Source organism: Microbispora sp. H11081 (genome assembly GCF_012999535.1).
GTDB lineage: Bacteria > Actinomycetota > Actinomycetes > Streptosporangiales > Streptosporangiaceae > Microbispora.
The window spans coordinates 153,407-173,568 of the sequence record NZ_JABBWV010000013.1; the positions used below are offsets into that span (position 1 = coordinate 153,407).

Genomic DNA, 20,162 nt, shown 5'->3' on the forward strand with positions numbered 1-20,162 from the left:
AACTCGGTACCTATCCCCTGGGAAGGTGCCGGGGTCAGGCGCGGGCGGCCTCGAACTCCTTCATGAGGACCTCGACGAGGGCGGCGGCCGGGAGGTCGCGGGAGCGGCGGTACCCACGGCCGCACCACAGGCCCATCGCCTCGGGGTCGCCGTGCTCCGCCGCCGCGCGGCGCAGGCCCTTCGTCAGGTGGTGCACCTGGGGGTAGCACGCGGGCGCCGACGCCTCGTGCTCGGCCATGAACCGGTTGGCCAGGCCCCGTGCCGTACGCCCGGAGAAGGCCCGGGTGAACGCGGTGCGGGTGAACCGGGGATCGGTGAGCGCGGCCTTGTGCACCGGGTGCGCCCCGCTCTCCGGGGTGCGCAGGAAGGCGGTGCCCAGCTGAGCGGCGACCGCGCCCGCCGCGAGCACGGCGGCGACGTCCTCGCCGTCCATGATCCCTCCGGCCGCCACGAGCGGGAGGTCCGTCGCCGCGCGCACGACGCGCACGAGCTCCGGGAGGTCGTCGGGGGTCCTCCAGGGGCCCGGCGGGGGCAGGAAGGCCCCTTGGTGCCCGCCCGCTCCGGGGCCCTGGACGACCACCGCGTCCGCTCCCGCCGCGGCCGCCGCGACCGCCTCCCACGGGGTGTTGACCATCACCAGGACGACGGATCCCGCGTCGTGGAGGCGGGCCGTCACCTCGGGCGGCGGGCAGCCGAAGGTGAAACCGGCCACCGGCACCCGCTCGTCCACCAGCACGCCGATCTTCGCGTCCCACTCGTCGTCGTCCCAGGCGGGCGCCTCCGGCAGGGTCACGCCGTACCGCTCGGCATCGGCGGCGAGCTCGTCGCGATACCGGGCCAGCGCCGCCTCGTCGTCCCCCGCGCGCCGCGCGGCCTCGAAATCGGGGACGAAGACGTTCACGCCGAACGGCCGGTCCGTCCGCTCGCGCACCGCCTCGATCTCCCGGCGCACGTCCCCCGCCGTGCGGTAACCCGCCGCGAGGAACCCGAGGCCGCCCGCCCCCGACACCGCCGCCACCAGAGCGGGGGTGGATGCGCCACCCGCCATGGGGGCCTGGACGATCGGGCTCGACGGCCCGAAGGGAAGAACGCGACCGGTCACGAGACCTCCTCATCCGTCTCGCCCCAGCGTAGAGCGCGGTCGACGAGCGCGCCCGCGGCCCCCGTGTACCCCTCGGGGTCGAACAGCTCGGCCAGGTCCAGGTCCGCGGGGACGGGCGTGAGCTCCGCCAGCACCTCGGCCACGGGACGCCCCGACGCCGCGGCGAGCGCGGACGCCTCCCCCAGCAGCCGCTTTGCGGCGGCCTTCCCCAGGACCGGCGCGAGCACGGCGGCCGCCCGCTCCGTGACCGTCAGGCTGCCCGTGAGCTCGAGGTTGGCCCGCATGCGCTCGGGGAACGCGACCAGTCCCTCGGCGAGCTCGGCCGTCACGGCGGCGGCCCCGCCGACCAGCCGCAGGCACTCGCGCAGCGGCTGCCACTCCGCGTGCCAGGCGCCCGCGGGGCGTTCGTCCTCGGCGAGCAGGCAGTGGCCGAGGGCCGCGGCGAGCGCGGGCACCTGGATCGCCGCCGACCTGATGAGCGTGGCGAGGACCGGATTGCGCTTGTGTGGCATGGCCGAAGAGACGCCCCTGCCCGGCGCGGCCGGCTCCACGACCTCGGCGACCTCGGTGCGCGACAGCGACTGCACGTCGACGGCGATCTTCCCGAGCACCCCGGAGGTGAGCGCCAGCGCCCCGGCGAGGTCGGCGAGCGGGATCCGCAGGACGTGCCAGGGGACCACCGGCTCCGCCAGCCCCACCTCGGCGGCGAACGCCGCGATCAGCCGCTCCGGGTACGCCTCCGCGTCGGGCACTCCGGCGATCCGGGCGTACTCCACGTAGCCCGCCAGCGTGCCGGCCGCGCCGCCGAGTTCGGCGGGCAGGTCTGCGCGCACCCGCCGCAGCCGCGCCGCCGCCTCGCGTACGGCGTGCAGCCACCCGGCCGCCTTGAGTCCGAACGTGGTGGGCACCGCCTGCTGGGTCAGCGTGCGGCCGGCCATCAGCGTGTCGCGGTGCGCCGCCGCGAGCCCCGCGAGCGCGGCCTCGGCCCGCCCGAGGTCGGCGGTGATCAGGTCGAGTGTCCTGGCGGCCACCAGCATGGCGGCCGTGTCCATGATGTCCTGGCTGGTTGAGCCTCGGTGCACATACTCGGCCGCGTCCGGGTCCACCGCCGCCACGGCGGCCGTCAGCTCCTCCACGAGCGCCACGACGGGGTTGGCCGCCTCTCGGGCGCGCAGCGCCAGGGCCGCGAGGTCGAGGCCGCCCGCGTCCGCCACCTTGCCGATCGTCTCCGCGGCCTCCATGGGGACCACCCCCAGCTTGGCCTGCGCGCGCACCAGGGCCGCCTCCGCGTCGAGCATCGCCCGCAGCCACGCGCCGTCACCGGTCGCGCGCTCCGCCGCCGTGCCCACCCTGACCGGGGACAGCAGGCCCAGATCGAGGTCGCTCATCGGGCGCCCGCCCAGCTCAGGCCGCAGGAGGCGGCGAGAGCCGTACGCGGCGGCACCGCGGCCACCCGGGCGACCCTGCGGCCGGGGGGCAGGGCCCGCGCCTGGGTCAGCGTCAGCACGCTGCGGGCGATGGCGTCGGAGTCGCCGAGGATCACGGAGTTCACCCCGGGCCGCACCCCGGCGGCGGTCACCCAGTGGACAGACTCGGTGGGCACGCCGTACGCGAACCTGCGCGGGTGGGCCCGCCCCTCCGCGTTGAGCAGCCGGTACGGCCGGCGGGTGACGGCCAGGCCGCCGGTCTCGACGCCCTCGTCGCCGCGCCGTCCGCCGATCACGTACGCCTGGCACTGGCCGGTCCTGAGCAGGTGGCGCAGCAGCGGGTCGGCCGTGCGCCGCAGGTCGATCTCGGGCAGCCGCGCCTCGACGAGCACCCTGGCCCGTACGACGGACCCCGGCACGGCGGCGGACTCGGCCTCGAAGACGCCGTCGCGGGCGTGGACGCGCATGTTGGGACCCATGACGGTGAGAACGCCCGCCTCGATGAGCGCGATCATCTGCTCGACCCGCTCGGCCGGCGGCCCGATGGACAGGAACGCGTTGAGCGGCGTGTACCACCGGTCGAGGTCGTCGCGGTGCGAGCGTCCGGTGAGCCCGCCGTGGTCGACCACCTGCCTGACCTCGTTGCGCAGGTCGCGCAGCACGTCGAGGGCGGCCTTCATCGGCCCGCTGACGTTGCCCGCGCGGGCCTGCGCCAGGTCGGTGCGCAGATAGGCGGTGAGCCACTCGCGCCAGTCGTCGGGGCCGGTGAACTCGATCCCCCGGTACGGCTCGGCCACGCTTTCCCAGTCCCACCGCACCGCCGCGCCGATGCCGAAGGCGTCCAGCACCAGGGACTCCCCGGCCTCGCCCCACCCGTGGGCGAGGTAGGCGGCGCGGAAGCGGCTCGCGACGCACTCGCACTCCCGCCGCGCCAGCAGGGTCGCGTAGTAGACCGTCTCGACCTCCTTCGCGATCAGCGGCCACAGGTCGGCGCGGAAGTCGAGCCCGCCGCGGGCGGCCGAGCGGGCGGCCAGCGACTCGATCCTGCCCGGCGTGAGCAGCAGCGGCTCGTGCCTGCCCTCGACGCCCTTCTCGTTCTCGCCCCGGGACTGGTACGGCAGGCCACGGCGCGATCCTGCGTACATGCGGGGCTCGAGGCCGGAGGGCCGGTAGACGAGGCGGCCCGCCTCCTCCCGCTCGAACCGGCCGCCGCGCCCGAGCGTCAGCAGCGCCATGTGGTCGAAGAAGTTGAGCCCGAGCCCGCGCAGCAGCACCGCCTCTCCCGGCCGCACGTCGCTCAGGTCGGCGTCGGCGGGGTTGGCCGGCGGCACGTGGACCAGGCCGTTCGCGGCGGCGTACGCGGCGGCCTCCCGCTCGGCGTCCGTGGCCTCGACGGGCAGGTGCCCCTGGGCCAGGACCACCGCGTCGAGCGAGCCGAGCACGGTGCCGTCCTCCAGCACCACCCGCTGCGCGCCGGTGCCGGGCACGTCGTCGAGCGCGGTCGCCCGGGTGGCGTGCACCCGCACCTCCACCTGCCGGGGAGCCCGCGCGACCACCCGCTCGAACACCCAGCGCAGGTAGCGGCCGTAGAAGGCGCGGGTGGGGTAGGTGTCGGGCCCGAGCCGCCGCGCCTCGGCGAGCATGTCCTCCGCGACGCCGTCGGGGAAGAGCACCAGGTGGCGCGCCCACTCGTACAGGCTGGGGCCGGTCTCCAGCGGCCCGCGGATGTCGACGCTGGGGTCGGTGAAGAGCGTGACCTGCGAGGCGACGGTGTTCATGAGGAGCTGACCGGGCTGGTCGGTGCGCCACACCTGGCCCGCGCCCGGCGGGTAGGGATCGACGATGTGCAGGAGGACCCGTGCCCGCGGCGGCAGCCGCCGCGCGTTCGCGCAGAGCCGCTCGACCACCGACATCCCGCGCGGTCCCGCTCCGATCACACACACCTCGAACGGCCGGGTCGATCGTGTTGTGGACATCCGCTCCTCCAGTTCCCGTGGGGTCGTGAGTCGAGAATGCGGGACCGGAGCCTTCGAGAGGTATGTCACATTTGACGACGCGGTGTTAAGCATTTCTTCATGCACGATGTCACGCGTCTGGCGGCACTGGTGGCGGTCGCGGAGGCGGGTTCGATCACCCGGGCGGCCGCCCGCCTCGGCTACACGCCGCCCGCGCTTTCGCAGCAGATCGCGAAGCTGGAACGCGAGGCGGGGGCGGTGCTCGTGATCAGGCACCGCCGCGGCGCCACGCTCACGGCGGCGGGAGAACTGCTGGTCGAACACGCCCGGCGGGTGCTCGACGAGCTGGAACGCGCCCGGCACGGCCTGGCCGCGCTGGCCGGCCTGTCCGGCGGGCACATCACGATCGGCACGTTCACAACCGCGGGAATCCACCTGTTACCGCCGGTCCTCGCGGCGTTCCGGCGGGCTCACCCCGCCGTCGAGGTGAATGTGAGGGAGTACGAACCGCCCTCGGGGCTGCCCGCGCTGGCCACGGGTGAGGCGGATCTCGTGCTCACGCACACCTACGAACACCAGCCAGATCGCGCGGTGCCCTCGGGCATCACCGTCGAGGCGCTGCTGGTGGAGGAACTGGTGCTGGTGGCCGCCCCCGGGCACGCGCTCACCGATCCGGCCGAGCCGCTGCCGTGGCCGGAGCTCGCCGGCCGGCCGCTGATCAGCGGCTCACGCGGGCTGGCCAACCGGGAGGCGCTCGAGGCGCTGTTCCGCCGGGAAGGGCTGGCGCCGCCTGTCGTGGCGTACGAGACGGGCAACTACGGCATGTCGTGCGCACTGGCCAGTGGAGGCATGGGCCTCGCCCTCGTCCCGAGGACCGTGGCCGAACTGGCGGAGAACCCCCTCAGCGTACGGCGGCTCGCCCCGCCCGGCCTGCACCGCACGATCAGCCTGGCCAGGCGGTCGGACGACAGGTCCCCCGCGCTGGCGACCATGCGTTCGCTGATCCGGAGCACCGGCAAGGCGGCGCCCCGGCGGCCCCCGGAGGAACCGCCGAGGTGAGCGCCGCCCGTCACCCTGGGTCAGTCGAACTCGGGGTCGGTGGTGCGGCTGCGCTTCATCTCGTAGAAGTAGGGGAACTTCGCCATGGCGAGCGCGCCGTCGAAGATGCGGGCGGCCTCATCGCCGCGCGGGATGCGCGTCATCACGGGGCCGAAGAACGCGACGCCGTCGATGTGGATCGTGGGCGTGCCGACCTCGTCGCCGACAGGGTCCATGCCCTCGTGGTGCATGCGGCGCAGCGCCTCGTCGTACTCGTCCGTGCCGGCGGCGTCGGCCAGTTCGGCCGGCAGCCCGACCTCGGCGAGCGCCTCCTTGGCCACGACCACGTAGTCCTTGTTGTCCTGGTTGTGGATGCGGGTGCCCATCGCGGTGTAGAGGTCGCGCAGCACGGCCTCCCCGTGGTGCTGCGCGGCGGCGACGCACACCCGGACCGGTCCCCGCCATCTGCCCACCGCCTCGCGGTAGAAGTCCGACAGATCCTCCTTGCCCTCGTTGAGCACAGAAAGGCTCATCACCCGGAACCGGAGGTCGATGTCGCGCTGCTTCTCGACCTCCAGGATCCACCGGGACGTGACCCAGGCGAACGGGCAGACCGGGTCGAAGTAGAAGTCCACCCTGGGACGGCTGTCCGCTCCGGCCTGCTCGGCGGCGCTGTCGATGTCGCTCATGAGACTCTCCTGACGGGAATGGTCGGGGGATCGGGGGGCCGGTTTCGCGAGCGTATCCGAGCGACCTGCGCGGACGTCACCGCACTCGACCCCACAAATACCGGCGGTTTCCCCTCACAGCCGATAAATGGGTGGCGTTCTTCCCCGCCCGGGTCTCTAGGGTGTCCATATGGCTGAGATCCACGAGAAGGCGGCGCTCCTGCGCGCGCTCCACGTGCCCGGTGAGCCCGTCGTGCTGCCCAACGCCTGGGACGCCGCGTCGGCGTGTGCCGTCGAGGCGGCCGGGTTCCCCGCCGTCGCCACCGGCAGCCAGTCCGTCGCCGCCTCCCTGGGCTACCAGGACGGTCAGGACACGCCGGTGGACGAGATGATGGCGGCCGTGGCCCGCATGACCCGCGTCGTGGCCGTCCCCGTGACCGCCGACGTGGAGCGCGGCTACGGCCTGAAGCCCGCCGAACTGGTCGAACGGCTGGCCGCCGCGGGCGCCGCGGGCTGCAACCTGGAGGACTCCGACCCGGCGACCGGCGAACTGGTCGACCCCGGCGAGCAGGCCGACTTCCTCGCCGCCGTGCGGGCGGCGGCGGCCGAGGCCGGGACCGGCCTGGTGATCAACGCCAGGGTCGACACCTTCATCCACGGCTCCGGAACCCCCGCCGAGAGGCTCGCGGAGGCGATCGAGCGAAGCCGCCGCTACCTCGCGGCCGGCGCCGACTGCGTCTACCCGATCCTCGCGGGCGATCCCGAGGCGATCGGCGCGCTCGTCCGGGAGACCGGCGGCCCGGTCAACGTGCTGGCGCGGCCCGGCGCGCCGGCCGTACGCGACCTCGCGGCGCTCGGCGTGGCCAGGGTCAGCTTCGGTCCCGGCGTTCACCGGATCACCCAGGCGTTCACCGCCCGCGTGCTCGACGCGATCGCCCGGGGAGACGACCCCTTCGAGACCGCCTGACGCGGCCGGTCCGGCCGGCGCTCCACGGGGGCGCGGAGAACGGCTCATGGGCCCGCTCCCGCGGCGGTCCCATGAGGCCGGCCCCGCCCGCTACCGGCGCGCTTGATCGTCTTTGTACGGCGGCCTATGGTGTCCGCCATGGAGGCATCCGAGTTACTCGACCGCGCCAGGTCGAGCGCGTCAGACCCCGAAGATCCCCTGGAAATCCTGTCCGCCGCCATCGCCCTGATCTCCGATCTCGGCCGCGACGGCGACGCCCTGCTCGATCTCGCGGTGCACCACGCCCGCGAGGCGGGCGTGTCCTGGACCGTCATCGGCGAGCGGTTCGGCTACATCAGGCGCGGCGCGCGCAGGCGGCGCTTCACCCCCGCGTTCGCCCACCGCCACCTGGTCGACCGCCGCAGGAAGCGCGACGCCGCCTGCTCCTTCTGCCGCAGGCCGCCGGGGCCGCGCGTCCACATGGTCCACGGCGAGGGCGGGCGCATCTGCGACCGCTGCGTGGCGCTGGCCGGAGACATCGTCGCCGGGCTGGCCCGCCGCCGCCGTTGACCCCAGGTCAGGTGACCGTGAGCCGGCGCGCGTAGCGCTCGTCCCGCCACAGTTCCTCGCGCAGCACCTCGGCCAGCGTGACCGCCGCGTCGTACACGTCGACGTGGCGCAGGTACAGCGGGGCGAAGCCGAACCGGACGAACTCCGGCTCGCGGTAGTCGCCCACCACCCCGCGGTCCGCGAGCGCCCGCACCACCGGGTAGCCGTGCGGGTGCCGGTAGCTGACCTGGCTCCCCCGCCGCTCCGGGTCACGCGGGGTGGCCAGGGCGAGCCCGAGCGCCGGGTCGACGAGGTCGTCGAGCAGTTCGACGAACAGCGAGGTCAGGGCCAGGCTCTTGGCTCTGACCTCGTCGAGGTCCACCCGCTCCCAGATGTCGAGCGACGCGTTCAGCGCGGCGTACGACAGGATCGGCGGGCTGCCCGTGGCGAAACGCCGCACACCGGGCGCCGGGCGGTAGTGAGGTTCGAAGTCGAACGGCGCCGCGTGCCCGTGCCAGCCCGACAGCACGTTGTGCACGGCGTCCTGGTGGCGCGGCGCGACGTACAGGTACGCGGGGGCGCCGGGACCGCCGTTCAGGTACTTGTACGTGCAGCCGACGGCGAAGTCCGCCTCGCCCACGCGCACGGGCAGCGCCCCGGCGCTGTGGCACAGGTCCCAGATCATGAGCGCGCCCGCCGCCCTGACCCGCTCGGTCACCGCGGCCATGTCCCTGGCCTCGCCCGTCCGGTAGTCCACCTGCGACAGCAGCACCAAAGCGACGTCGTCGCCGAGCGCGTCCTCCAGCGCGCGGCCGCCCTCGCCGATGTCCCTGATCTCGTACGCGCCGAGCGCACGGGCGGCGCCCTCCACGACGTACCGGTCCGTGGGGAAGTTGTCGAGGTCGGAGACGATCACCCGGCGGTCCCGCCGCAGCGGGAGGGCGGCCGTGACCAGCTTGAAGATGTTCACCGACGTGGAGTCGCCGGCCAGCACGGCGCCGGGGGGCGCGCCGATCAGGGGGGCGATGCGGTCGCCGGTGCTCTGCGGCATGTCCCACCAGCCAGCCGTGTTCCAGCTCGCCCCCATGTGCACGCCCCACTCGGTCTCGACCGTGCGGGCCACCCGTTCCGGCGTCCGCCTGGGCAGCGCGCCGAGCGAGTTGCCCAGCAGGTAGACGACCCCGGGAGGCAGCGAGAACTCGTCCCGGAACTCCCTGAGCGGGTCCTTGGCGTCGAGGTCCTGGCATTCGGCACGGCTGAGCACCATCGGCAACTCCTTCGTCACCGCATTATGTACCGAAATATCCGTTCATGTCGTGATGGCGATGACAGAGCGTTCCCGGCGCCGGCAATACCGGAACGGACCGTTCCACGAATGCGGACGGCTAGAACTCCCAGAGATCGCCACACCGGCACGATCAGCGCAAAGTAAGCACAAGACGCACCCAAGACTCTGTGCGATCGTGGACAAGACGGGGCAAGTTCTCTGGAGACGCCAAATCCCCGTTGGTGACAGAGGGTGATCAGAGGTGACGGAATCCCCGTCGGTGCATCACGAGTCCCCGATCTATCGCCGTATCGCCGACAGGCTGCGCGATCAGATCCTGTCCGGAGCGCTCGGTGATGGCGACCGGCTCCCGGGCGAGAACGCGCTCATGCAGGAGCACGGCGTCGCCAGGGCCACGGCACGGCAGGCGCTCGCCGTACTGATCAACGAAGGTCTGGCCGTGCCGAAGCGGGGTTCGGGCGTCTACGTGCGGCTGTTTCGCCCCATCCGCCGCCACGGGTCCCGCCGGCTCTCCCGCGAGCAGTGGGCCAGGGGCCTGGCCATCTGGGACTCCGACACCGGTGGGCGTGCGTACGCGGTGGACGAGGTGAGCATCCTGCGCGAGCCGGCGAGCGAGCAGGTCGCCCGCGTGCTCGGCGCGGGCGAGGTGTGGGTGCGCCGTCGCCGTTACTCCGTGGACGGCCGCCCCGTGCAACTCGCGGCCTCCTGCTTTCCCGCCGATCTCGTGGAGGGCACGGCGATCGTCTCGCCCGACACCGGTCCCGGCGGCGTGTACGCCCGGCTCGGCGAGCTCGGCCGGGCTCCCGTCCACTTCAGCGAGGAGGTGCGGGCGCGGATGCCGCTGCCCGGTGAGGCGGAGTCGCTGAGCCTGCCCGGCGGCACGCCGGTGATCTCCGTGACCCGGGTGGCCTTCGCGGAGGGAGGCGTGCCCGTCGAGGTCAACGAGATGACCCTGGACGCCGCGTCGTACGTGCTCCAGTACGACTTCGACGCCTAGTCGGGGCCGGACACGACCCTGGGCCGAGAGGCAACGTTGACCTGACTGTCCCGATCATTGATTTCTCTAGAGATGTCCCGCACTTTGAGGAAGAGACGTCAAGAACACCGGGCACACGGCGAGGGAAGGTGTACGGATGTCCTTTGACCGACGCCTTGCCGAGATCGCCCGGGAGTTCCCCGAATGGACGATCTGGCGGAGTGACGCGGGCCGGTGGTGGGCGACCCGGCACCACCCGCTCACCTCGGCGCAGCGGGCGGCGGGATGCGCGATGACCATCGACGCCGACGAGGCCGAGGGGCTGCGTGCGCTGCTGCGCGAGCAGGAGGCCCACTCCGCCGGCCCATGAGCGCGGAAGCCCCCGACCCGATCGGGGGCGGGGGCTTCCGCTACCAGTCGCCCTGCTCAGTTGTGCGGCCCAGTTGTGCGGCCCAGTTGTGCGGGCTCAGTTGCCGGCGACCGACCGCTCGTCCGGCATGGCGCGCCTGACACGGCCGAGGTTGACGTCGGTGTCCTCGGGCGAGTGGGTCACGACGTGCCCGTCGTCCACGACCAGGACCGCGTCGTCCTCGTCGTCCTGCCGTCCCTGACCGGCGCCGTCCTCGTAGCCGACGGAGGCGTCGGCGGTGTGCGCCTCCTGCCCGGACGGCGCGGACTCCGCACCCTGCCGCTGGTCGCCGGCCGGCTCCTGCCGCTGGTCCTGCCGCTGGTCTGGGGCACCGGCGGCGATGGCGCGCACCTGCGGCGCGGGCGGCAGCACGGCGGCCTCGTCGATCACCGGGCCCGCCGACGCCTCACGCTGCATCAGGTCGCCGAGCACCGAGCCGATCTCGTTGAGCCGCCGCACGACCTCCGTGTGGGTGTCCGTGAGATAGGCCACCCGGCGGCCGGTGTGCTCGTCCAGCGCGGTCACCCGCTGCTGCGCCGCGGCCAGTTCCGCCTCGGCCTGCCCGCGCGCCTCGGTGAGCACCCGCTCCGCCTCCATCCGGGCGGCGGTGAGCAGCCGCTCCCCCTCCGCCCTGGCGGCGCGCACGGTCTCGTCCGCCTCGGCGCGTGCCGTGCCCAGCGTCTCCTCCGCGTTCGCGCCCGCCTGCGCCAGCAGCCGCTCCGCCGTGGCGGTGGCCTCCGCGACGCGGCGCTCCGCCTCGTCCTGGGCGGCGGCCCTGATCGCGTCGGCCTGCTCGCGCGCCGACGTCACGAGGCGTTCCGCCTCGGCCGCCGAGGTCTCGCGCAGCCTCCTGGCCTCGGACTCGGACGCCTCCTTGTTGGCGTTCGCCTCCTCCTGCGCCAGCTTGAGGATCTGGCTCAGCCGCTCGCCCAGCTCGTCGGGGTTCTGCGGCGACTCCGCCATTCTCCGCCGCGCGTCGGCCAGCTCGAGCCGGCTCTGCTCCGCCTGGTCGATCGTCCGTGCGAGCCGTTCCTCCAGGTCCCGGATCTGGTTGCGGGTCCGGATCATGTAATCGTGTACTTGCCTGCGGCTGTACCCACGCATCACGACTTCGAAGGAGTCGTCACTCATGAGGTCGGGGAAGTTGTCGGTCTGATTCGTCATGAGAAACCCTGGGGTTGGAGATAACGACGGTAACGCAGCCAGGACACGACTTTCCTGCTATCCGTCCTACATCGCAACCTGAACACCACAAGGCGCCGCCCGGAACGCGGGGCGTCGCATCGAACCCGGGACGTGCCGCATGGGATCATGGCGGCATGCCGTACGTAGCCGACCTTGACGACGACGCCACGCCGATCATCCACCCCGACGCGTGGGTGGCCCCGGGGGCGGTGGTCGTCGGGAGGGTACGGCTCGGACGCGGCGCGAACGTCTGGTACGGATCCGTGCTGCGCGGCGACGACGAACGCATCGAGGTCGGCGACGAGGTCAACATCCAGGACCTGTGCTGCCTGCACGCCGACCCGGGCGAGCCGGCGATCCTGGAGGACCGGGTGAGCCTCGGCCACCGGGCGATGGTGCACGGCGCGCTCGTGGAGACCGGCGCGCTCGTGGGCATCGGCGCGGTCGTGCTCGGCGGCGCGGTCGTCGGGGCCGGGTCGCTGATCGCGGCGGGGGCCGTCGTGCCGCCCGGCCGCCGCGTCCCGGCGGGCGTGCTGGTCGCGGGCGTGCCTGGCAAGGTGGTCCGCGAGCTCACCGACGCCGATCGCGACTCCTTCGCCCGCACGCCGGACAACTACCTCGCCAAGGCCCGCCGTCACGCCGCGGCCTCGGTTCGGTCCCGATGAGCGTGCCTGCCAGCGCCAGGTGGTCCGACAACTCCGGGTCGGTCCTGACGGCCTCTGCTCCGCCCGGCCGGTAGTCGGCCTCGGTCGCGAAGATGTAGTCGATCTTCCGGCCGCCGCGCGTGGTCGGTTCGCCGTCCCTGCTCGGGACCCCGCACGACCCGGCGCCGGCCTCGACGTAGCCGCCGTCGCCCAGGCCCATGCCGTACACGCCGGTGAGCTGGTCGTGGCCGGGCTCGCGGTTGAAGTCGCCGGTGAGGATGACAGGCGCGCCTGCGGCGTACCGCGCCACCAGTCCGGTGACCTGCCGCGGGGTCTCGGTGTCGGAGATGTGGGTCACACAGCAGACGGAGCGGCGTGGGCCGACCCGTCCGGTGGCGCACAGCAGGCCACGCGGGTGGATCGTCGCACCGGGCGCCGCCGGGGGGTGGTCGACGTGGAGCAGCCGCCGCAGCGGCGGCGGGCCCTCGGCGCCGTTCTTCAGCGCCAGCGCCATGCCGAAGGTCTTGCCGTCCGGCGGCGTGGTGTCCTCGGTGAGGTCGCCCCACAGCGTCCGGCACCGGTCCTCACGGCCGGGCCCGCCGCCCTTGGCGTAGCCGTACCAGATCACGCGGTAGCCGGGCAGCGCACGCCTGAGCAGGCCGACCTGCGCGTAGCACATCTCGGTGAAGGAGGCGACGTCCACGTCCCTCGACCTGATCAGCCCGGAGACCTGACCGGCCCACGTGGCGCGGCGGCGCGGCGTCAGGTCGCGCACGCAGGTGCCGGCGCTGTTGCCCGCCGCGCAGACGTTGAAGGTGAGCACGTTCACCCGGTACGTGTCGGCGGCGGGCGGAAGACCACCCACCACAAGCGCCACAATTGCCACTCCTGCGACAAATGCCCCCATACATGGAGAAGCTAGTCAGCAGGGATCATCCCACCCAGGCACCTGTGGTGAAATTTCCGACATTGATTGCCATCACCGGCGCGGCGACCGCGATGTACGCCATGAAGACCCAGGGCCTTCGGCTGCCGACGAGACCGACGGAGATGTAGAGCGGCCACCACAGCAGCGAGGCCCGGCCCACCGACATGTAGAACGACGACATCGCCAGCAGCGCGACCGCCTGCGGCGCCAGGTAGGCGAAGTCTGCCCACCTGCGCCTGATCAGCCGCGCGAGGATCAGCACGACGAGCACGATCGCCGCCGCGATCTCCTCGCGGTACGACGTCGCGAGCACCGGCTCGTCGATCGACCTGTTCCAGGTGTTGATGAACACGTTCCAGGGCGCCTCGGGGTAGCGGCCCCAATACTGGGCCTCCACCGCCTTCCACGCCATCAGGTCGCCGGTGCGGTCCCACAGATAGATCATGTACGCCAGCACCGGCACGCCGGGCAGCGCCAGCCACGGCAGCTTCCGCCATCCCTTGGGGGCACGCAGCCCGTCGCGGGAGACGAGGAAATGGACGGCCAGCCCGAGGGCGAGGAAGAGCCCGGAGATGCGGATGGACGACGCGAAGGCGGCGCAGACGGCGGCGGCCTCCCACCGGCCGTTGCGCGCCAGCAGCCACGCGGGGATGGCCAGCGCGAGGAACAGCGCCTCCGTGTAGCCGGCCAGCAGGAACACCGCGAACGGGCTGCAGAAGAAGGCCAGCACGGTCCAGTGGCCGGTGCCCTCGCGGTACGACTCGCTCAGCCGCGACAGCGCCACCGCCACGACGGCGGTGGCGACGAACGAGATCAGGACGAGGGCGAGCCTCAGGTCAGGGATGACCACCTGCACGACGCGCAGCAGCAGCGGCAGCCCGGGGAAGAACGCGACGAGCCGCGGCGAGTCCTGGTCCTCCGGCCGGCCGTCGTAGCCATACCGCGCGATGTCCATGAAGTTGTAGGAGTCGTACCGGTTGAACCGGTCGAGGATCGGGTCCTCCGTACGGCCGGGCGCCGCGAGTATCAGGTAGATGTAGCAGGCGATCTGCCAGAAGAACCAGATCAGCAGGGCCGTGCGGTCACTCGGCCGGCCAAGCCACCACACCGTCCGCCAGTCTCGGCCCGAGGGCGCCGCCGCCTGCTCGCCGGTCGCCGTGCCGCCAGAGCTGTCCACGGACACCATCGTGTCCGACGTCTCGTCCGCGTCCCGCTCCCGGGCGGTTCCGGCCTGCTGGGTCTCCGTCACGAGGACCTATCGAAATACGTGACGGCAGCTCATGCCAAGTGCCGGGGAGAACGAGGTTGCGTCATAATGCCTAGAAATACGGATATACCCTGCTCAGCGCCTCCCGGTCCGTGAAACTTTCACCGGCGGTCTTCGCGGCGCCGCGGGTCTCCGCCGCGCGCCGGAGCGGCGGGCTACCATCGGATCCAGCGAGGGGACCGCCGAGATCATCCCGGCGATCGGGCGCCCGGAGGGGCATCGGCCGGCTCCGGCCGGACGGGCGGGGGGCCGTCCTCTCCCGAGGACGGAGGAGTCGCTGCCGCGTGTACTGGGACGGGTTCACGGCGATGGAGCGGGACGTGCGCGCGGTCGTCCGCGACCCCCGCTGGACGTCGCTTCCCCAGCCCACGCGGGTGCGCACCCTGGCCGAGCGGTCCCTGCTCACCCCGGACGGCGTCCGGTGGCTGTTCGGCGCGCACGCCCGCTGGTATCGCCTGGACCGGGTCGACGGCCGCTGGCACCTGTCGGCTCCCCCGCTGCACCCGGCGGTCCGCGCCGGCGCGCGACCCCGGCCCCAGGACGTCGCGATCCCGCCCGCGCTGGTCCCCACCGGTCCGGACTTCGCGTACGACCGTGGATCGACCCAGGCCTTCGTCGGCCCGGACGTGCCGCACGAGATCACCGAACGGCTCCGCGCGGTGCTCCTCGCCCACCGCGGGCTGGACAGGGCGGACTTCCCCCTCGGCGAGGGCGTCTACCGGGAGGTCTTCGCCCGCGACGTGGCCGCGACGGTCGCCGCCGTGTGGGGCACGATCATGTGGTGCGCGTACGCGCCCGCTTTCGACGGCAACGAGGTCATGCTGTCGATGTTCGGCGAGTTCCTGGCCCGGCCGCTGCCGGGGGACGACTGGGTGCGCTGGCTGCCCATGGGCTCGCTCGACGCGCTCGTGGCCCTGTACGCCGAGCGGATGCGCTCGGGCGCGGTGGACGCCGGCCTGCGCCTCGCCGGGCTGATGACCGAGACCGCCGTCGTGCTGCGCGCCGACCCCCGGTTCCGGCCGCGGGCGGACGCGCTGATCGCGATGGCCGAGCCGCTGCTCACCAGCCCCTGGCTGGACCAGCACGCCCTGCCAGGCGGCGCCGTACGGCAGGCCTGGCTGGCGCGCTGCCCGCCGCACCTCGCCCCCGCCACGATCGCGGAGTGGGCGCCCGGCGAGCACTTCCGGCACACCTTGTACGACCTCGTCGAGGCCCTGGGCTACACGGCAGCCCGGGGGATGGAGCCGCGTGCCGTCGCGGCCTCGCTGCTCGCCGCCGACATCGCGGGCGTGTGCGGCCTGTCGGAGCCGGCGTGGGCGGCGCCGGGCGGTTCGAGGACCGCGCAGGTGGTCACCGCGCTGTATCCGTGGATGGACGACGAACTCCGGCAGATCCTCTATCTCGCGCTCACCGATCCCGGCCATCCGCTGCGGGGCTGCTGGCCGGCCGGCGGCGAACTGCCGCCCGGACTGGTCCCGCCCAGCAGGGAGACCGCCGCCGCCCTGCTCGGCTCCGCGTACGCGACCGGCCTGGCCTGGTGCGCCCTGACCGGCGTCGCCTCGCCCCCGGAGGGCTTCCCCGTGTGCGCCTCGGTCGTGCGGTGCCTGATCCACCAGCGCGACGATCCACGGCCGCACGAGGCGGCGGTGCACAGGCGTGACCTGGAGGAGTCGGGGAGCTGGCTCTTCGAAACGTCAAATTCGGATATTTCACCCTTACCTCCGCTTTAGCAATGCCTCCCCCCTATCACAGTCTTTTTCATCAAATCGTGATGCTGGTATCGGGGAAATGGTCCCGGAGGGACGAGGGGCGCCGAGCGGAATGGTCACGATGGGCCATGTCGCGGGAAGGTACCCGGACGTAACCTCGGGATGGGTGTGGGCTGCGGAAGGAAGGACGACGCGGTGGGGCACGACGACCTGGACTCTCGGGTCCACGACCGTGTCGCGTTGGACGAGATCGCGCTCTACGCCGAGGTGCTGGAGGCCGTGAACATCACGGAGAACCGACTGACCTTGGAAGAGCTCGACAACGCGCTCGGATTGCGGACTTCGGCGAGCCGCTGAAGCCATCGAGAGCATGCACCGTCCCGGGTGCCCGGTGGGGCCCGGGACGGTCGCTCGACCGGACCATCCGTACGACGCGGTGGTCGCCGGCGGCGATCACTATCAGTGATCACGACCGGTCGCCGGGAAGCCGCGATCAGGACCTGACGAGCCGGGCGATGGCCGCCGACGCCTCCTTCACCTTCTCGCCCGCCTCCGGGCCTCCGCTCTTGACGGCGTCGGCGACGCAGTGGGCGATGTGGTCCTCAAGCAGGCCGAGCGCCACCGCCTGAAGGGCGCGGGTGGCCGCGGAGACCTGGGTGAGGATGTCGATGCAGTACGCCTCGTCGTCCACCATCCGCTGCAGCCCCCGGATCTGTCCCTCGATCCGGCGCAGGCGGGTGAGGTAGGCCTGTTTGTCCCCGCTGTACCCGTGCATTCTCCAACGATACCCGCCTCCGGTATCCGCGGCGCGCCGCCGAGACCCACGTGGATCGCACGATCTCCCGACACCCTGGTGCTCCAGGCCCGGGCGTCGTTTGCTGTGTGCAATCATTGACAGACAACTCCGGCCCCACCTCATAGACCGACGGCCGGATGGCAGGGCCGGGTGAGCAGGGGCGAGCACGAGTGGAACCGGGAACGTACGAACCCCCCGACAGCTTCTCCGTGCTCACCACGCTCGACGACGACGTCGTGGTCATCCGGATGTTCGGCGACCTCGACCTGGTCTCCGCGTCCTCGCTGCGCGCCTGCCTGGCCGAGGCGGTCGGGCTGCGCACCCCGCCCCGCATCGTGGTCGACGCCGGCGGGCTCAGGTTCTGCGACTCCACCGGGCTGAGCGTCCTCATGGGGGCGCTGACCGCCGTCCGGGCGACCGGCGGGCGCCTGGCGCTCAGCGGCGCGCACGGGCGCTTCGCCCGGATGCTCAGGATCACCGGCCTCGACTCGGAACTGCCGATCCACGACAGCGCCGCCGCCGCGGCCGCGCACCTCACCCGGCCCGGCGGTTAGTCAGTTGACGCAGTCCTGGGTCTTGAGGCTCAGGGCCAGCTGGTAGACCTTGCCGCCGCGCGACAGCAGGAAGACGTAGTCGGCCCTGCGGTTGCCGGGGACCGTGGTGACGGGATAACCGCTGGCGGCCGTCCTGAGATGGGGATAGGCCTTCTCCAGCTGTCTCCGGGTGGAGCCGATCCCGATGCCCTCGGGGGTCCTGACGCCCTTGGGCGCGAAGATCACGGCGACGCCGCGCTTCTTCGAGATGAACAGGCCGACCCCGTCCTCGCCGGTCGGGTGCGCCTTGAGGTCCCAGCCCGAGCAGCCGCCCCCGCCGCCGAACTTCTTGACGACCCTGCGGGTCTTCTGCGCCTGCTTGGCGCTCATCCCCAGCGTCACGCCGCCGTAGCCGTACGGCCCCAGCCTGCCGGCGGCGCTCGCGGAGGCGCTCGCGGAGGCGCTCGCACCGGCACTCGCGGAGGCGCTCGACGCCGCACCCGCGGACGTGGCGCCGCCCAGCGCGACGCCCACGGCGAGGACCGCCACCGTCACCGGGCGCCCCAGACGCGCAGCCGTGTTCGTCATCCCGCTTTCCTCCCGATCACCGTGGTCTTCGTCCGTACGGCACCAGCATCACGACGGGCTCTTGCGACCCGGTTGCGGCTCACTGGGGAGCGGAGGCGTCGCACGCGCACGGCCGCCTCATCTGATCAAGGCCGCGGGTGCTCCTCGTCAGTGGCGGGAGCGCAGGCCGTACATGAGCTCCTCCCAGCGGGCCGCGACGACGGGCGCGGCGTGCGCGGACGCGGTCTCCAGCGCCCCGGCCGCCAGTTGCATGCGGCGGCGCTCGTCGTCGATAAGCGCGAGCAGCGCGCACGCGAGCGACTCGACGTCGCCGCCCTCCCCCTCCCGCACCAGCACGCTGTCGCTGTCCTGGCGGAGGAACTCGGCCGGCCCGCGTGGCCCGGCGAAGCCCACGACAGGCACTCCGCAGCTCAGCGCCTCGATGACGGTCATGCCCAGCACCTCGTGCCGCGACGGCACCGCGACGATGGACGCCTTGGCGAACTCGCCGGGCAGGTCGGGAGTAGTGCCCATGAAGTACACGTGGTTGTGCAGGTCGAGGTCGCGCACGAGCGCGCGCAGCCGCCGCTCCTCCGGGCCCCCGCCGTACAGCCGGAGCCGCCAGTCCGGCCGCTTGTCCGCGACGATCGCGAAGGCCCGCACGAGCTGGTCGTACGACTTGCCGGGCACCAGCCTGCCACCGGCGCTGACGATCCGGTTGTCCATGCGGGAGCGCGGCCAGGGCCCCGCCGGCAGGGCGTCGGGAATGACATGGACCGACATGTCGTCGTCGAGCAGGCTCACCCACTCGTCCCGCCGGCTGTCGGTGCTCGTGACCACGGCGTCGAGGCGGGGATAGAAGCGGCGCACCGGGCCCGGCACCGACGGTTTGCCCCACTCGCGGGCGATCCGGACGACGTCGCGCGAGGCGTACCGCGCGGCCTGGACGCTCAGCGACGGCCGGGCGGTGACCAGGACGTCGGCGCGCAGCCCGCGCAGCATCCGCCAGAGCGCCACCTCGGTGCGCACCTGCCCGCGGGGCAGCAGGTGATGGACACCGGGCCTGGCGTCCACGAGCCAGCGCAGCGCCACCCGGCGGTCGACGGGGAAGAACGGGGCCTCCCTGGTCCGCCGGACGCTCACGACCTCGACCTCGTGCCGTGAGGCGAGCCCTCCTGCCAGGTTCAGCATCGCCCGCACGTCGCCGCGCATGCCGTACGCCGAGGGCAGCAGGAGGGCGATCCTCACGCTCCCACCTCCAGCAGGAGCTCGTCGCCTGGGGTGAAGCTGGGCCGGATCGGCACGCCGTCCACGAGCGCGCGGGGATAGTGGACGCGGCGGCGCTTGCCCTCGACGTCGTCGAGCCTGGCGCCCAGCGGCAGCGCGCCCTCGACGCCGTCGACCTCCAGGTACGGCTCCCAGGAGCCCTGCGAGTCGGGGGTGGCGGCCAGCACGTCGCACAGCGAGAGCGCGGCGTGGAACCGGACTCCCTGGACGGTGGCGGCGACCCGCACGGTCGCGTCGGGGTCGCCGTTGCGCAGCGCGAGGGTGGCCCTGCGGTGCTCGTCGTCGTCGTCGAGGCCGGTGTAGGCCAGCAGCCCCGTCACCTCGAAGCGTCCCTCGCGGAACCACACCGCGCGGACGTCGGCGCCCGGCTCGGCCGGCTCTATCTTCAACGCGAGAAACCCGTTGCGCGTGCGGTAGGCCCGGTAGGCCAGCGTCCGCCTGCCCAGCGCGTACGCGTCGAGGCGGTCGAGGGAGAACCCGGGGTCGACGCTCTGGATGCGGGCGCGGACGCCGTCCTGTTCGAGGTAGGCGTCCCAGCGCCCCGGACCGAGGTCGAGGGGCGCCAGGGACACCGCGACGGCGGCGTCCCTGGTGCGCCCGCCGGACGCGCCGAGCGTCACCCGCCGTTCCTCACCGGAGCCCCGGAGACGGAGGATCAGGCGGGCGCCGTCCGCGAGGGGCTCGGCGATGGACAACCGCAGGGAGAGGACGTCCGCCAGGGTGACCTCCGCATCGGTGACGACCACACCCACCGTCAAGCCCCCTCCCCGTTGATTGAGCCAACGTTGAGGTTACCGTGATTTTCCTGTTATGTGGAGAAAGGCTTTGTCACTCTTCCGTGATACACGGTTCATTCCATCGCCTTGACTATCCATTACCACAAATAGT

The 20,162-nt window shown here is 72.8% G+C and carries 21 protein-coding genes; 9 read left to right on the forward strand and 12 right to left on the reverse strand.

The window, feature by feature from the left end; genetic code table 11:
• Positions 1-34 precede the first annotated feature (34 nt).
• Genes HHX31_RS26815 through HHX31_RS26825 form a run of 3 tightly spaced genes read right to left on the reverse strand, consistent with a single transcriptional unit; the run spans position 35 to position 4,505 of the window.
• Positions 35-1,102 (reverse strand): nitronate monooxygenase, encoded by a 1,068-nt coding sequence (locus HHX31_RS26815; RefSeq protein WP_311932254.1) that lies wholly within the window; start codon positions 1,100-1,102, stop codon positions 35-37.
• The gene (gene pcaB / locus HHX31_RS26820) at positions 1,099-2,490 is read right to left on the reverse strand and encodes a 3-carboxy-cis,cis-muconate cycloisomerase (protein ID WP_169951354.1); all 1,392 of its coding nucleotides are present in this window, start codon (positions 2,488-2,490) and stop codon (positions 1,099-1,101) included. Before pcaB ends, HHX31_RS26815 begins: the two co-directional genes overlap by 4 nt.
• Positions 2,487-4,505: an FAD/NAD(P)-binding domain-containing protein gene (locus HHX31_RS26825; protein ID WP_169951356.1), complete on the reverse strand. Its 2,019-nt coding sequence runs from the start codon at positions 4,503-4,505 to the stop codon at positions 2,487-2,489. Before HHX31_RS26825 ends, pcaB begins: the two co-directional genes overlap by 4 nt.
• 99 nt (positions 4,506-4,604) lie before the next feature.
• Here HHX31_RS26825 and HHX31_RS26830 point away from each other — a divergent pair, with 99 nt between their 5' ends.
• Positions 4,605-5,543, forward strand: a complete 939-nt coding sequence (locus tag HHX31_RS26830; RefSeq protein WP_169951358.1) for a LysR family transcriptional regulator — start codon at positions 4,605-4,607, stop codon at positions 5,541-5,543.
• Between the two features lie 20 nt (positions 5,544-5,563).
• On the opposite strand, the gene HHX31_RS26835 is transcribed toward HHX31_RS26830, so the two are convergent.
• Entirely contained in the window at positions 5,564-6,211 is a 648-nt protein-coding gene (locus HHX31_RS26835; RefSeq protein ID WP_169951360.1) for a DsbA family protein, read from the reverse strand.
• Positions 6,212-6,380: 169 nt separating this feature from the next.
• On the opposite strand from HHX31_RS26835, the gene HHX31_RS26840 reads away from it, so the two are divergent.
• Both HHX31_RS26840 and HHX31_RS26845 read left to right on the forward strand, forming a co-directional pair.
• Positions 6,381-7,157, forward strand: a complete 777-nt coding sequence (locus HHX31_RS26840; protein ID WP_169951362.1) for an isocitrate lyase/phosphoenolpyruvate mutase family protein — start codon at positions 6,381-6,383, stop codon at positions 7,155-7,157.
• A 138-nt stretch (positions 7,158-7,295) separates the two neighbouring features.
• Positions 7,296-7,706 (forward strand): ClpX C4-type zinc finger protein, encoded by a 411-nt coding sequence (locus HHX31_RS26845; protein ID WP_169951364.1) that lies wholly within the window; start codon positions 7,296-7,298, stop codon positions 7,704-7,706.
• Between the two features lie 7 nt (positions 7,707-7,713).
• Here HHX31_RS26845 and kynU read toward each other — a convergent pair whose 3' ends face one another.
• Complete coding sequence (kynU, locus tag HHX31_RS26850) at positions 7,714-8,952, reverse strand: kynureninase (protein WP_169951365.1); 1,239 nt, start codon at positions 8,950-8,952, stop codon at positions 7,714-7,716.
• 262 nt (positions 8,953-9,214) lie between these two features.
• Here kynU and HHX31_RS26855 point away from each other — a divergent pair, with 262 nt between their 5' ends.
• Positions 9,215-9,970 carry a GntR family transcriptional regulator gene (locus HHX31_RS26855; protein ID WP_169951367.1) on the forward strand — a complete coding sequence of 252 codons (756 nt, stop codon included), beginning with the start codon at positions 9,215-9,217 and terminating at the stop codon, positions 9,968-9,970.
• 136 nt (positions 9,971-10,106) lie between these two features.
• A complete protein-coding gene (locus HHX31_RS26860) occupies positions 10,107-10,319 on the forward strand; it encodes a hypothetical protein (protein ID WP_169951369.1) in 213 nt (70 codons plus the stop codon).
• Positions 10,320-10,415: 96 nt separating this feature from the next.
• Here the strand turns inward: HHX31_RS26860 and HHX31_RS26865 are convergent, their stop codons facing one another.
• Positions 10,416-11,522, reverse strand: coding sequence for a hypothetical protein (locus HHX31_RS26865; RefSeq protein ID WP_211590369.1), 1,107 nt, complete (start codon positions 11,520-11,522; stop codon positions 10,416-10,418).
• A 155-nt stretch (positions 11,523-11,677) separates the two neighbouring features.
• Between HHX31_RS26865 and HHX31_RS26870 the strand changes: the two genes are divergently transcribed.
• Entirely contained in the window at positions 11,678-12,208 is a 531-nt protein-coding gene (locus HHX31_RS26870) for a gamma carbonic anhydrase family protein (RefSeq protein WP_169951371.1), read from the forward strand.
• Here the strand turns inward: HHX31_RS26870 and HHX31_RS26875 are convergent.
• Together HHX31_RS26875 and HHX31_RS26880 are read right to left on the reverse strand one after the other, a co-directional pair.
• A complete protein-coding gene (locus HHX31_RS26875; RefSeq protein WP_169951373.1) occupies positions 12,114-13,064 on the reverse strand; it encodes an endonuclease/exonuclease/phosphatase family protein in 951 nt (316 codons plus the stop codon). The two genes, HHX31_RS26870 and HHX31_RS26875, sit on opposite strands and share 95 nt — an antisense overlap.
• Before the next feature lie 55 nt (positions 13,065-13,119).
• Positions 13,120-14,364, reverse strand: a complete 1,245-nt coding sequence (locus HHX31_RS26880) for a mannosyltransferase family protein (protein ID WP_169951375.1) — start codon at positions 14,362-14,364, stop codon at positions 13,120-13,122.
• A gap of 302 nt (positions 14,365-14,666) precedes the next feature.
• Here HHX31_RS26880 and HHX31_RS26885 point away from each other — a divergent pair, with 302 nt between their 5' ends.
• Both HHX31_RS26885 and HHX31_RS26890 read left to right on the forward strand, forming a co-directional pair.
• A complete protein-coding gene (locus HHX31_RS26885; RefSeq protein ID WP_211590370.1) occupies positions 14,667-16,112 on the forward strand; it encodes a hypothetical protein in 1,446 nt (481 codons plus the stop codon).
• A gap of 147 nt (positions 16,113-16,259) precedes the next feature.
• Positions 16,260-16,448 (forward strand): hypothetical protein, encoded by a 189-nt coding sequence (locus HHX31_RS26890; protein ID WP_142574679.1) that lies wholly within the window; start codon positions 16,260-16,262, stop codon positions 16,446-16,448.
• Positions 16,449-16,584: 136 nt separating this feature from the next.
• On the opposite strand, the gene HHX31_RS26895 is transcribed toward HHX31_RS26890, so the two are convergent.
• Positions 16,585-16,866, reverse strand: coding sequence for a metal-sensitive transcriptional regulator (locus tag HHX31_RS26895; RefSeq protein WP_169951376.1), 282 nt, complete (start codon positions 16,864-16,866; stop codon positions 16,585-16,587).
• Between the two features lie 191 nt (positions 16,867-17,057).
• Between HHX31_RS26895 and HHX31_RS26900 the strand changes: the two genes are divergently transcribed.
• Entirely contained in the window at positions 17,058-17,441 is a 384-nt protein-coding gene (locus tag HHX31_RS26900; protein ID WP_169951378.1) for an STAS domain-containing protein, read from the forward strand.
• On the opposite strand, the gene HHX31_RS26905 is transcribed toward HHX31_RS26900, so the two are convergent.
• From HHX31_RS26905 to HHX31_RS26915, 3 genes are all read right to left on the reverse strand, one after another.
• Positions 17,442-18,008 (reverse strand): hypothetical protein, encoded by a 567-nt coding sequence (locus HHX31_RS26905; RefSeq protein ID WP_249346659.1) that lies wholly within the window; start codon positions 18,006-18,008, stop codon positions 17,442-17,444.
• Positions 18,009-18,155: 147 nt separating this feature from the next.
• On the reverse strand, positions 18,156-19,235 hold the full coding sequence (locus HHX31_RS26910; protein ID WP_169951379.1) for a glycosyltransferase: 1,080 nt from the start codon (positions 19,233-19,235) through the stop codon (positions 18,156-18,158).
• Positions 19,232-20,026, reverse strand: coding sequence for a hypothetical protein (locus tag HHX31_RS26915; RefSeq protein WP_169951444.1), 795 nt, complete (start codon positions 20,024-20,026; stop codon positions 19,232-19,234). Before HHX31_RS26915 ends, HHX31_RS26910 begins: the two co-directional genes overlap by 4 nt.
• Positions 20,027-20,162 lie beyond the last annotated feature (136 nt).

Bases quoted from the DNA above. Each gene is read 5' to 3' on its own strand.
- pcaB (WP_169951354.1), bottom strand. From the start codon at position 2,490: ATGAGCGACCTCGATCTGGGCCTGCTGTCCCCGGTCAGGGTGGGCACG.
- HHX31_RS26825 (WP_169951356.1), bottom strand. From the start codon at position 4,505: ATGTCCACAACACGATCGACCCGGCCGTTCGAGGTGTGTGTGATCGGA.
- HHX31_RS26830 (WP_169951358.1), top strand. From the start codon at position 4,605: ATGCACGATGTCACGCGTCTGGCGGCACTGGTGGCGGTCGCGGAGGCG.
- HHX31_RS26835 (WP_169951360.1), bottom strand. From the start codon at position 6,211: ATGAGCGACATCGACAGCGCCGCCGAGCAGGCCGGAGCGGACAGCCGT.
- HHX31_RS26840 (WP_169951362.1), top strand. From the start codon at position 6,381: ATGGCTGAGATCCACGAGAAGGCGGCGCTCCTGCGCGCGCTCCACGTG.
- HHX31_RS26845 (WP_169951364.1), top strand. From the start codon at position 7,296: ATGGAGGCATCCGAGTTACTCGACCGCGCCAGGTCGAGCGCGTCAGAC.
- kynU (WP_169951365.1), bottom strand. From the start codon at position 8,952: ATGGTGCTCAGCCGTGCCGAATGCCAGGACCTCGACGCCAAGGACCCG.
- HHX31_RS26860 (WP_169951369.1), top strand. From the start codon at position 10,107: ATGTCCTTTGACCGACGCCTTGCCGAGATCGCCCGGGAGTTCCCCGAA.
- HHX31_RS26865 (WP_211590369.1), bottom strand. From the start codon at position 11,522: ATGACGAATCAGACCGACAACTTCCCCGACCTCATGAGTGACGACTCC.
- HHX31_RS26870 (WP_169951371.1), top strand. From the start codon at position 11,678: ATGCCGTACGTAGCCGACCTTGACGACGACGCCACGCCGATCATCCAC.
- HHX31_RS26895 (WP_169951376.1), bottom strand. From the start codon at position 16,866: ATGCACGGGTACAGCGGGGACAAACAGGCCTACCTCACCCGCCTGCGC.
- HHX31_RS26905 (WP_249346659.1), bottom strand. From the start codon at position 18,008: ATGACGAACACGGCTGCGCGTCTGGGGCGCCCGGTGACGGTGGCGGTC.